Annotated in this window: 10 protein-coding genes; 4 read left to right on the forward strand and 6 right to left on the reverse strand. The window is 63.5% G+C overall.

Going from position 1 to position 11,422, the window contains the following annotated elements; translation table 11 throughout:
• Positions 1-220 precede the first annotated feature (220 nt).
• Entirely contained in the window at positions 221-2,740 is a 2,520-nt protein-coding gene (gene feoB / locus VBE63_RS03040; protein ID WP_323681519.1) for a ferrous iron transport protein B, read from the reverse strand.
• Complete coding sequence (locus VBE63_RS03045; RefSeq protein WP_323681520.1) at positions 2,737-3,027, reverse strand: FeoA family protein; 291 nt, start codon at positions 3,025-3,027, stop codon at positions 2,737-2,739. Before VBE63_RS03045 ends, feoB begins: the two co-directional genes overlap by 4 nt.
• Before the next feature lie 205 nt (positions 3,028-3,232).
• Here VBE63_RS03045 and VBE63_RS03050 point away from each other — a divergent pair, with 205 nt between their 5' ends.
• From VBE63_RS03050 to VBE63_RS03065, 4 genes are all read left to right on the forward strand, one after another.
• Positions 3,233-3,640 carry a hypothetical protein gene (locus VBE63_RS03050; RefSeq protein ID WP_323681521.1) on the forward strand — a complete coding sequence of 136 codons (408 nt, stop codon included), beginning with the start codon at positions 3,233-3,235 and terminating at the stop codon, positions 3,638-3,640.
• A 90-nt stretch (positions 3,641-3,730) separates the two neighbouring features.
• Entirely contained in the window at positions 3,731-4,534 is an 804-nt protein-coding gene (locus tag VBE63_RS03055) for a DUF4198 domain-containing protein (RefSeq protein ID WP_323681522.1), read from the forward strand.
• 256 nt (positions 4,535-4,790) lie between these two features.
• Positions 4,791-7,049 carry a TonB-dependent receptor gene (locus VBE63_RS03060; RefSeq protein ID WP_323681523.1) on the forward strand — a complete coding sequence of 753 codons (2,259 nt, stop codon included), beginning with the start codon at positions 4,791-4,793 and terminating at the stop codon, positions 7,047-7,049.
• Positions 7,050-7,127: 78 nt separating this feature from the next.
• Positions 7,128-7,601: a hypothetical protein gene (locus VBE63_RS03065; protein WP_323681524.1), complete on the forward strand. Its 474-nt coding sequence runs from the start codon at positions 7,128-7,130 to the stop codon at positions 7,599-7,601.
• Positions 7,602-7,749: 148 nt separating this feature from the next.
• On the opposite strand, the gene VBE63_RS03070 is transcribed toward VBE63_RS03065, so the two are convergent.
• From VBE63_RS03070 to VBE63_RS03085, 4 genes are all read right to left on the reverse strand, one after another.
• Positions 7,750-8,598, reverse strand: a complete 849-nt coding sequence (locus VBE63_RS03070; RefSeq protein ID WP_323681525.1) for an ABC transporter ATP-binding protein — start codon at positions 8,596-8,598, stop codon at positions 7,750-7,752.
• Positions 8,598-9,713, reverse strand: coding sequence for an iron ABC transporter permease (locus VBE63_RS03075; protein WP_323681526.1), 1,116 nt, complete (start codon positions 9,711-9,713; stop codon positions 8,598-8,600). The genes VBE63_RS03070 and VBE63_RS03075 overlap by 1 nt, the downstream gene beginning before the upstream one ends.
• Positions 9,714-9,768: 55 nt before the next feature.
• On the reverse strand, positions 9,769-10,923 hold the full coding sequence (locus tag VBE63_RS03080) for an ABC transporter substrate-binding protein (RefSeq protein ID WP_323681527.1): 1,155 nt from the start codon (positions 10,921-10,923) through the stop codon (positions 9,769-9,771).
• 88 nt (positions 10,924-11,011) lie between these two features.
• Positions 11,012-11,284, reverse strand: coding sequence for a hypothetical protein (locus VBE63_RS03085; RefSeq protein ID WP_323681528.1), 273 nt, complete (start codon positions 11,282-11,284; stop codon positions 11,012-11,014).
• Positions 11,285-11,422: the final 138 nt, after the last annotated feature.

The following is an 11,422-nucleotide window of genomic DNA, read 5'->3' on the forward strand; positions in this document are numbered from 1 at the left end:
CTCAATCTGAGCCAACAGACGGTCTGGCGACGCTGTGTGTGCTTGCGATCCTGGGTCAGGCTCGACCATCTCTCATTCCCTCTGCGTTCAACTCAAGACGGCTTGGCGCACTCGCGGTCAGGCGCTTGCTTGTGGTCAGGCGCTTGCTTGTGGTCAAGGCCAGTTTCCTAACGCTCATGGCGCCGCGTACCCCCGGCAGATGAATTGCGTGAGATTCAGGTTAACCTTCCGAGAACCGCTGCCGCAGCAGCCGACTCGCCTTGCGGTCACTGAATAGACCAACGATCAGCAACAGCAGGAAGGCGCCCCAATAGACCGCCGACATGGCTTCGATGCCGGTCGCGCCCACTGCGGTACCGATGCTGTAGACCGCGCTCGCGACGGCCAAGCCGAGAATGGTCGGGAAGATGATCGAGAACGCCATCCACTTGTAGGAGCCGGTCTGTACCTTGACCATCATGGTGGTGGCCAGGCAGGGCGGATACAGGGCGAAGAACAGGATCATCGACACCGCCAGCAACGCGGTGGCGCCACCCTCTCGGGTCTCCTGGCCCATGCGCTCCTCGAGCGTCTGGTTCTCGTCGTCGCCCTGCTGGAACAGCACACCCAGGGTCGCGACACTGCTCTCACGCGCGGCAAAGGACGCCAGCAGCGCGACATTGATCTTCCAATCGAAACCAGCGAACTGGGTGACGGGCTCCATACCGCGGCCGATGGTGCCGAGGATCGAGTAGGTAATGCGCTCCTCGCGCATCTGCAGACGCAACTTCTGGCGATCGCGTGCCAGCGTGCGCAGCGCGCCACTCGCCTGTTTCGCATCGCGATCGCCGCCGCGTATCACGAGCGGATAGAAGTCGGCATTGCGCGCCTGGAAGCGCTCGGTGACCCGCTGCGAGGCCTCGGCGCCGGAGGCATTCAACTTCGCACGTCGATAGTCGCTGTGATAGTTGATCAGCGGCACCAGGTTGGGGCCGGTGGCGATCTCGCGATAGGGATTGTCCGCCAGCGCCTGCTCGAAGCGCTCGATGGCGGCCTCCGCCTCTTGTGCAAAATGCGCCTTACGCTCCTCTGGCAGGCCCGGCAGGTGCAGCAGCACGAACACCACCACCGCGACTGCTAGCACCACGGTGCCAACCTTCTTGATGTACTGCCAGGTGCGCTCGAGCGCCCGTCGCGCGACGCCATTGAAGGTGGGCAGATGATAGTGCGGCAGCTCCATCACGAACGGCGAGGTCTCCTGGCCGCTGAGCACGGTCTTGGTCAGCAGCTTGGCCACGAGCAGCGCGAAGATGATGGTCATGGTCGAGATGTAGAACATCATCAGCGACTTGTGCTCGACGAAGAAGATCCCGAGCAGCAGCGTGTAGAGCGGCACCTTGGCTAGGCAATTCATGAACGGCACGGTGAAGATGGTCGCCATGCGCGCGCGATTGTCGGGGATGCCCTTGGTCGCCATGACGCCGGGCACCGCGCAGCCACCGGCGAACACGCCACCGAGGATCAGCGGCAGCGTGCTCTGGCCATGCAGCCCAAAGCGGTGCAGGATCTTGTCGAGAATGAAGGCGATACGCGCCATGTAGCCAGAATCCTCGACGATGGCGATGCAGGCGAAGAGGATGATGAAGATCGGCACATAGTTGAGCAATGTGTTGGCCGAATCGACCAGCCAGAGCCCGAGCGAGCGCACATAGGGATCGACCAGGAAGTGCGCGCTCGGTAGCAGCCCAGCGATCAGCTCGCGTCCCTTCGCCAGAAAAGGCCAGGTGACGTAGGTTAGCTCATAGCCCCAGACGATCGAGACCTGGTAGATCGCGAACACGGTCAGCAGCAGGAAGCCCGGCGCCAGCCAGCGATTCAACACCACCCGATCGACCCGATCGGTCAAGGTCGTGCGACTGCGCTCGGCGCCGCTGACGACGCCATCGAGCAGCCGCTCAACGGCCCGATCCCGGCAGCCGACGACATAATCGCTGATCTCCATGCCCTGGCGCTGCTCAAACTCGGCAATCAAGGCGCCAACGGCTTCGCGCAGCGGTCGTGCTGCCGGCTCCCCGAGCCGCTCGACCAAGATGTTGACCGCTTGGCTATCACCTTCGAGCAGCTCAAGTGCAAGCCAACGCTGGGGCAGATCGGCCACTGTCTTGAACAGCGCTAGACGTTGCTGAACCCGGACGATGACTGGCTCGAGCGCGCCATAGTCGACCAGCACCGGCGGTGGCGTCGGCGTCTCGATCTGCCGTAGCGCCTCGGCCCGTACGGCCTCACGCAGCGACTCGCGGCCTTGGCCTTTGCGCCCGACGGTCGCCACCACCGGCAGCTGCAGTCGCTCGGACAGCAGGCGCTGATCGATCTGGATGCCTCGTCCCTCGGCCACGTCCATCATGTTCAGCGCCAACACCGAGGGCAGCTCCATCTCCAGGATCTGCAGCGTCAGATGCAGGGAGCGGCGCAGATTGGAGGCATCGACCACGTTGACTGTCACATCCGGCCGATCACCGAGCAGGAACTCGCGCGCCACCCGCTCCTCGAGCGAGAACGAGGTCAGGCTGTAGGTGCCCGGTAGATCCACGGTGTAGACGCTACCGACCTCGTCGCGGTACTGACCGTACTTCTTGTCGACGGTCACGCCGGGATAGTTGGCCACATGCTGTCGAGCGCCGGTCAAGACGTTGAACAGGGTCGATTTACCGGCGTTCTGCTGGCCCGCTAGGGCGACTAGGACCCCATCGCGCTTGCTCATGGCTTGATCTCCTCTGGGGTCTCCTCGGGGGTCTCCTCGGGGGTCACCTCAATGGTGATGGCTTCGCGGCGTCGCAGGGTGATGCTCGAGGCCTCGAGCTTGAGCTCGATCGGGTCGTTCAAGGGCGCGCTGCGCACCACCGTCACCACCACGTTCGGCATCAGACCCAGATCCAGCAGGCGTTGGCGGACCGCAGCCTCGGCATGGTGCCGGTGGATGCGCACGCGCCCGCCGGGGCGAATGTCGTTCAGGGTTCGCGCGCCGCCGCGCTCGGGCATCTTGGACATAGCTGACGATCTCAGGGTCGTCCATCGATGGGCGACGTATCGGTGTTTGGACTGATGGGACGCCCCATCAAGCTCAGGGTCATCCAGTGGAGTGATGATAGTAATCCAGTCAGCAATCGAAACGCAAATGCGATCGTTTGTTATTTACATCTCGGAAAAACAACGCTAGGATTGTGGCGAAACGTTCAGACACGGAGATGACCCGATGCCGCAATCGATCGCTTGCTCACTGACTCGCTCACTGACTCGCTCACTGACTCGCTCCCTGACCCTCCCTCTATTCCCCACTCTCAACCGCAAGCGCTTACTGCTCATGGCCTCAGCACTTGCACTGACCCTTGGAACGGCGACTGCGCTTGCCCACACCCCACTCTGCTCTTGCTACGACAACGGCGACGGCACCGTGCTGTGCGAAGGCGGATTCTCCGATGGCTCCTCTGCCGCGGGTGTCGGTATTCGCATCTTGGACGCGAATGACAACGTCGTGATCGAGGGCGAGATGAGTGAGTACAGCGAGTTTGAGTTCGACAAGCCCAACGGCGACTACAAGGTCGTTTTCGACGCCGGTCCTGGCCACGCTATCGAGATCGCTGGCAGCGACATCGTTGAGTAGACCAAGACCTCACTCAGGCTGATCGATTTGATTCGGCGCTGGAAGCCTGTTGAACACCCTCCCCCCCTGCTCCTTAGGAGACTTAAGACGATGAAACGCCCCGTTCTGCTCAGTGCCGCCACCGGCATGACCCTTGCCATGACCCTCGCCGGCAACGCCCAGGCGCATTTCCAGCTGCTCTACACCCCCGAGGTGATGTTGGAGAAGCCCGCCGAGATCGATCTCGCCCTGGTCTTCGGCCATCCGATGGAGAACAGCCACAGCATGGACATGGGCCAACCAGAGGACTTCTTCGTCGTCTTCAAGGGCGAGAAGATAGACCTGACCGATCGCCTCAAGGCCGTCGAATGGCAGGGGCCTGGGGACGAGCCGGCGGACGCCTACAAGGCCACCTATAAAATCCAGCGCAACGGCGATTACCTATTCGGCTTGGTGCCGGCGCCTTACATGGAAGGCGCCGAGGATGTCTACATCCAGCAGATCACCAAGACCATCGTCAACAAGGGCGCCATGCCCACCGGCTGGAACGAGCCGCTCGGCCTGCCGACCGAGATCATGCCGATGAACAAGCCGTATCAGGTCTTTGCTGGTAGCACCTTCACCGGTCAGCTGCTTTCCGAGGGCAAACCGGCCGCAGGGGTCGAGTGCGAGATCGAGTACATCAACAGTGACATCGACATGGAGGCCAACAGCTTCAGCAAGGAGACCTTGGGCCCGGTGCCAAGCACGGCCGTCGTCGCCATCACCGACGACAACGGGCTGTTCACCTTCGGCATCCCGCGCCCCGGCGTCTGGGGCTTCGCCTGCCTCGGCTCCGGTCCAGACAAGGAATACGAGGGTAAGGAGCTATCGCAGGATGCGGTGCTCTGGATCAATGCCACTGCACTCGAGTAAGCATCGCCGACGCCGAGCCACGGCGACATCCAGAAGCTGGTGAACCTGCACGAACTGAGCAGCGAGCCCAAATTGCCGCCGGCACCGAGCTAAGTCTCGATCCCCTCGCGGCAATGCGCGGCTCGCCCTCCACCTCAGGCGAGTCGCGCCCCTTTCTTGAAGTCGTCCAGCCACCGGGTGCCCTCAGTGCATCGGCAGCCACGACGGGATCCACCCACTCGTCATCGCTGTACTTGACCGACTGAGGAGCTTGAACATGCCTGCATCCATACGGCCTCTCCACCATCAGTGCTGGACGCCGCTGCTCACCCTGCTCGTCATGACGAGCGCCTGCATCAGTGCCGCGCGCGCCGATGATCCCTACGCCGAGGGCTCCGTCGAGCTTGAGTCCGACATCAGTGCCGAGATCGTGCTGCCGCCGGTCTACGTCACCACGGCCACCCGCACCCGTGAGGACATCACGACCGCTCCGGCGCCGATCCAGCTGATCGACGAGGCCGAGGTGGAGGCGGCGCAGGCCACCACCCTGCGTGACATCCTTGATCTCGCGCCCAACCTCTATGTGAGCCCGAACGGTCGCACGCTGCAGATCCGCGGGCTCGGGCAATCCGACACGCTCTATCTTCTCGATGGCCGGCGCATCACCGGCGAGTTCAGCAATAGTTTCGAGCTCGAGCGCCTATCGGCGGCGATGATCGAGCGTATCGAGATCATTCGCGGCCCAGCCAGCGTGCTCTATGGCTCGGACGCCCTCGGCGGCGTGGTCAACATCATCACCAAGCAGCCGATTGATGGCTTCGAGGCCGATCTGGATGTGCAATACGGTGCCAATGACCATGGCCAGGCCGAACGGGCCAAGATCGCCGGCAGTCTGCGCGGCGGTGATCAGACCTTCGGTTACAGCCTCTACGCCAACCATATCCAGCGCCAGCCGTATCGCGAACAGGAGACCGCTGTCGTTGGGGTGCCTAAGGCTGGTGTCCTGATGCCCCCGTCCAGGTCTCCGAACCCCCAGATTCGGCGCTCGTTGCCGGATAGCTACCAAACCAGCGTCGATTACCGCGATCAGGCGCGTGTCGATACCCTTGGCGGCAGTCTGGACTGGCAGCTCAACGACCAGATCGCGCTCCGTCTGGATGTGAACTATGTGCAGGAGGCGCGCGAGAACGAGTTCATCAGCACGCGCTATCGGAGCAACTTCCGGCAGCAAGGCTCAGGCTCAGGCCAAGGTTCAGGTTCAGGTTCAGGTTCAGGTTCAGGTTCAGGTTCAGGCCAAGGTTCAGGCCAAGGCAAAGGCCAGCAGCAAACTGGACCCATCATGGTCGCGAATGTGCCGGCGCGACAGAAGAACGACAACCACCGCATCGATGTGGCCGGCACCCTGGACTGGTCGCCGACCGAGCGCCTCGAATTCAGCTATCAGCTGCACTACGGCCATTACGACAAGGATCGCGAGATTCGCGCCATCCCCTATGCCGACCTCGGCTATGCGACCCGCGCCGACTCGGCCAGCTCGATCAACAAGACCACCATGACGCAGTGGGTCAACGACCTACTCGCGGTCTGGCGACCGACGGATGAGCAGACCCTGACGGCCGGGCTCGAGCACCGCGACAACGCAGTCGACTCAACTGCCTACGACGCCGATAATCGCCGCTTCAGCTCGGCCTTCCTCCAGCATCAGTGGCAGATCTCACCACGGTTGAACCTGGTCTATGGTGGCCGTTACGACGATGACTCGGTCGGCGGATCGAACCTCTCAGTGCAGGCCGGCGGCATCTATCGGATCGCACCGCTCGCGCGTCTTCGCGCCAACTATGCGCAGGGCTTCAAGGCACCAGACGATCGCGATCTCTATGTCGACCAGGTCAATCCGCAAGGCTTCCCGATGCTCGGAGCCTTGGTGATCGCGCCTGAGTTCGGCAAGACCAGCGCAGAGAATCTCGATCCCGAGAAGAGCGAGACGATCGAGCTCGGCCTCGCTGGCGATAACTCAACACTGGGCTATCAAGTCACGCTCTTCCACACGCGAGTCGAAGACCGCATCCAGATGGTCCGCGAGGGGCAAGGCCTGCAGAGCTACAACAGCTTCCGCAATGTTGGAGAGACGCGAATCCAGGGCGTGGAGGCCGAAGGATCGCTGCAGCTGACCGACAATCTCGGGGTGCGTGCCTCGGCCACGCATTTTTCGACCGAGAACAAAGACAGCGATGATCCGTTGCTCCTGACGCCGGAGACACTCGCCAACCTGACCCTCGACTTCAGTCCGACCCCCGGCTGGCTGCTGCAGCTCATCACCACCTACACCGGTGAGCAGCAGTTCGCCAGCACCGAGGGCATCGAGACTGCGGCCGGCTACACCCTGGTCAACCTCAAGGCGAGCTACCAACCGCAAGCGATCACTGGTCTCGAACTCTACGCCGGCATCGACAACCTGCTCGACGAATCGGTCGACACCGGCATCGGCTCCAACCCCGGCCCCTTTGGGTATCTCGGTGTGCGCTACCGGTATTGAGCGTGATTCCAAACCGCGACGGCCAACCCGCGCCGTCGGTCCTTCCCTGCAACCTCTCGATTGGAGGCATCTCGCACCATGCGTCTTCGTCTAACACCGCTCCTCGCACTCCCGCTGCTCCTGACCATCGGCACGACTCAGGCCGAGCCCATGCCCAACCCCGGACCCGCGTCCAAGCGACCGGGCTTCCTGGTCAGTGAGCTGGTGACGCTGCCACACCCGATGCGGCTGATCCGCCAGGACCCGCAGCGCTTCGGGGTCAGTTCCGAGCAGATGGAAAGCCTGCGCAGCGAGATCATGGAGGTCTATCCACCCCAGCTGCACCAACGCGTCCAGGCGGCTTGGTCGCTGGAGCGGTCGATTCGGCGCGCGGTGCTCGAAGAGGGCAAGGACAGCGCCGCGGTTGCGGACCAGATCGACGAGTTGGTGCAACTGAAGCGCGAGGCCACTGACATTCGCATTGCAGCCCTAAATCGATTTCGCGCCCTCCTCGAGCCCGAGCAATATCAAGCGGTGATGACGGCGAGCGCCGAGGCGGCAGGAGCGCGATGATGCCCTGAGAATTCCATCTCTGGTACGGCTTCCCGCTGCTGCGATTAGGGCAGCAGCGGGGCCTTGCGCACCGTACCCTTGCACCCGAACGGCACGCTAAAACTGAGCTAGATCTCTCGCCCTGGGCCCTCCACCAGGCTCCCCACTATCAAGCGGCGGATATCACAGGCACCATCACCGGCAGTCCCCCAACCTCACCTCGGATCACCTTGATCCCATAGGCCACGCCAACAGCCTCGGATGCGAGCGCATCCATGCGACCGGTCGTGACGGCTGCACGCGGTCCCAACAGCAGGAAGCGATCGGCAAAGCGCAGGGCAAGATTCAGATCGTGCAAGACGACCAAGGTGATGAGCGCGTGCGCGCGCGTCAGCGCCTGGATGCTGTGCAACACCGCGATCTGGTTACGCAGATCGAGATGATTCACCGGCTCATCGAGCAGCATTAGTCGCGGCTCCTGAACCAGCGCACGCGCGATCACCACCTTTTGCAGCTCGCCGCCGCTGAGTCGACCCACGCGCCGGCTGCTCAGCGGCGCCAGGCCGAGATCGCAGATGATGGTGTCAACCATCGCAAGATCGTGCTCGCTCGGCTGCAGCCCGAGATGCGGCAGACGGCCGAGCAGCACCGCCTCGAACACCGTCACCTGCGCGGTCTCGGTGATCTGTGGTAGATAAGCGATACGCCGAGCCCGCTCGCGCCGGCTCAGCGCGCTCAAATCAGTGGTATCGACGCAAATCCGGCCTTGCTTGCACGGCAAGAGCCCTGCGATGAGCTTGAGCAGGGTCGATTTACCGATCCCGTTCGGACCTAGCACCGCCAGTAGCTCACCCGACGCGACCGAAAGACTGAGCTGGTCCAGCAGCAACGCACCGCCGTTGTCCGCGGCGCTGTTGGCAGCGGCGTCAGAGGACGAACCAGGACCGGCATGACAACCGACCGCTTTGCTGGAACCACCCCGCGCGTAGTCAAACGACAGTCGGTCGATCTCAAGCATCAGCGTCGTTGGCGCAGCAGCAGCACCAGCAACAGCGGTGCACCGAGCAGGGCCGTCACCGCCCCGACCGGCAGCATCACCGGCGCGATCAGCACCCGCGCCAAGGTGTCGGCACCGAGCAGGATCAGCGCCCCGGCAAGCGCCGAGAACGGCAACAGAAAGCGCTGATCACCGCCGATCAGCAGGCGGATCAGATGCGGCGCGATCAGCCCGATGAAACCGATCACGCCGAGGAAGGCGGTGGTGATCGCCGCCAGCGCCGCGGCCGCGGCGGTGCCGATCAACCGCTGTCGGGCGACCGAGACACCGAGTCCACGGGCAAGATCATCACCCCAGGCGAGCGCGTTATAGTGCCAGGCCGCCCGCAGCGGCCAGCCCCCAATCACGACCAGCGCCGCCGCGAGCCAGGCGACCTCGGACCAGCCAGCGCGGCCGAGATCGCCAAAGGTCCAGAACAGGGTCGCCGCGGCCTGGGTGTCGGAGGCGAAGTATTGAACGATCATGGTCGCCGCGCTGGCAAAGGCGCCGAGCGCGATGCCGGCTAAGACCACCGCCTCGGGCGTCAGACCTCGCAGCGTTCCGATCAGCAGGATCAGTGCCGCTGCGCCGAGGCCACCGGTCAGCGCCAAGCCGACCACGCTCATCGGCGCCTGCAGGGTCATGGCTTCGGTACCCACCGCGTGCAACGCACCCGCATCGAAGAGGACAATGGCGCAGGTCGCCCCGAGCGCCGCCCCTTGTGAGATCCCCAGCGTGAATGGCGACGCCAGCGGATTGCGCAGTAGCCCTTGCAGCACAGCACCGGCCAGGCCGAGCGAGGCGCCCGCAGCCAGCGCCGCGCAGACACGGGGAAGCCGCAGCCCCCAAATCACCTGGGCTGCGACCAGCTGCTCGCGGTCGGTCGGTGATGAGCCAGACATCAGCGCGGCTGCAACCGCGCTCGGTCCAAGCTGGTAAGAGCCGCTACCAAGCGCAATGAGCAGCAGCACCGCAAGCGCAAGGAGCATGGCCAGGCCGAGCAGCAGACGCTGACGGAGCAAGCGCTGGTAAACTCGGCGCGGCGACGGCCGCTCTGCATCGGCTGCAAGATCGGGCTGCTTGGCATTCGACCCCATCAGGCTACCCCGCCCCAGGCGACCGACCACTGAGGCCTAAACGCCAGGCCGAACATCAGCCACCATCGACGGGCAGCGGATAAACCTCGCCTGTGATCAGATCAACGCGCGCAAACCCCGGCTGGCTCCCCTCCCCTTCGGCTCGCAGGCGTGCATACATGGGCTCGCCATAGAAGTCGCGGTAGATCACATCGGCCTTGGCGACCGGATCAAACCCTGGGAACCGGTCGGGGTAGAGCCTCGACGCGATGAACCAGGCGTTGATCAACGCGTGCTCGACATTGGTGTTGTAGGAGTTGAACGGCAAGGTCGCGAAGACCTGCCCGCGCTGCACCGCATCCAGTGAAGCGAACAGCCCCGGATTGATCGCAACCTCCTTCAGCACAGCAGGCAGACCACCGCCGTCGATGAAGAGCACCGGCGGGTTCCAGGCCAATAGCTGCTCCAGATCGATAAACCGATGCCCAGTCTCGGCGATCTGGTCAGCGAGGTTGTCGGCACCCGCCCAACGCATCGGCAGATGACCCGCCTGGGTGCTCGCCAGCCCTTGCTGACCCTTGAGGCTAATGCCACCGATGTAAGTGGGTGCCGGCTCAACGTCGACCACCCGCATCGCCAGCTCGGCGAGCGAGACATCGATGGCGCTAAGCAGCGCCTCGGCCCGCGCTTGGCGCCCAAGCGGTTCCGCTAAGCGCCGCAGCGAGTCGGCAAACACCGGCAGCTGCAGCTCGCCGATGTCGCCGTAGCTGAGCAGCAGCACAGGGATACCGGCGCGCTGCTTGAGCATCCGCACCTGCTGCTCATCGAGCGTGACCGAAACCGCGAGATCCGGCTCGACCATCAACAGACGCTCGAGATCCGGAAGACGTCCAACACCACCTGGGCCGATCACCGGCAGCTGCTCGCTGAGATCACCCAGCATGAAGGTATAGGGCCGGCCACTCGGGCCGCGCTGCTCCATCGCCTCGATCGCGCAAAGGCCGTCGGTCGCATGCAGATAGACCAGCAGCCGCAACGCACCGGGACCCAGCGCGACCCATTGCGACGGCGACCGATTCACCGAGGATTCCGGTGCCGCGCTTGGATCGGCTGCATTGGCCGCGCTCGCGGTTAGCGGCAGCACGAGCGACAAGGACAGCAGCGCAACCGCGCCGAGAAGGGCACGCCGGCACCGATCGCAGCCTACTGCTTGCTTTCCGACTCCCCTCATGATGGTCTCCGGTCCAGCTCCGCGCCCCAACACCAGCGAACGATATTACAAAATTGGCATACGTATGACTAGCCACCTGGCGTCGCGCTCAATGATGCCAGTCATCCCTCGCCCGCACCGACGATGCCGCGCGCCAGATACAGCCCTGGACGATCGCTGATCGCGAGATTCGAGATCCCAGCAGATCGAGGACGCCGGTCCCGGCACCGAGGTCGAGTAGGGTCGAGACCTCGGCCAGCGCGAGTCTGTCTGCCAGCCCATCCACCAGCTCGGACAGCCGCGCGCGGGTCTCGGGCGGATAACAGCGCTGCTCCCAACCGACGGCGCGCTCCTCAAAGAAGGCACGTTGCGGATCACTCACCAGACACCACTCACCGTAATGCCAGATTCACGCCAAGCATCGCCGTGTTGGGTAGTGCTCCAGATCTGTTATCGAATGATATTCGATCATTATAAATCAGCAGCTTGCTGGCTAACCCAACAGATTTGGAGCACTACC

This window comes from Lamprobacter sp. (genome assembly GCF_034860625.1).
GTDB lineage: Bacteria > Pseudomonadota > Gammaproteobacteria > Chromatiales > Chromatiaceae > Lamprobacter.

Excerpts from the sequence above, each read along its gene's own strand:
- feoB (WP_323681519.1), bottom strand. The coding sequence starts at position 2,740 with ATGAGCAAGCGCGATGGGGTCCTAGTCGCCCTAGCGGGCCAGCAGAAC.
- VBE63_RS03045 (WP_323681520.1), bottom strand. The coding sequence starts at position 3,027 with ATGTCCAAGATGCCCGAGCGCGGCGGCGCGCGAACCCTGAACGACATT.
- VBE63_RS03050 (WP_323681521.1), top strand. The coding sequence starts at position 3,233 with ATGCCGCAATCGATCGCTTGCTCACTGACTCGCTCACTGACTCGCTCA.
- VBE63_RS03055 (WP_323681522.1), top strand. The coding sequence starts at position 3,731 with ATGAAACGCCCCGTTCTGCTCAGTGCCGCCACCGGCATGACCCTTGCC.
- VBE63_RS03060 (WP_323681523.1), top strand. The coding sequence starts at position 4,791 with ATGCCTGCATCCATACGGCCTCTCCACCATCAGTGCTGGACGCCGCTG.
- VBE63_RS03065 (WP_323681524.1), top strand. The coding sequence starts at position 7,128 with ATGCGTCTTCGTCTAACACCGCTCCTCGCACTCCCGCTGCTCCTGACC.
- VBE63_RS03070 (WP_323681525.1), bottom strand. The coding sequence starts at position 8,598 with ATGCTTGAGATCGACCGACTGTCGTTTGACTACGCGCGGGGTGGTTCC.
- VBE63_RS03075 (WP_323681526.1), bottom strand. The coding sequence starts at position 9,713 with ATGGGGTCGAATGCCAAGCAGCCCGATCTTGCAGCCGATGCAGAGCGG.
- VBE63_RS03080 (WP_323681527.1), bottom strand. The coding sequence starts at position 10,923 with ATGAGGGGAGTCGGAAAGCAAGCAGTAGGCTGCGATCGGTGCCGGCGT.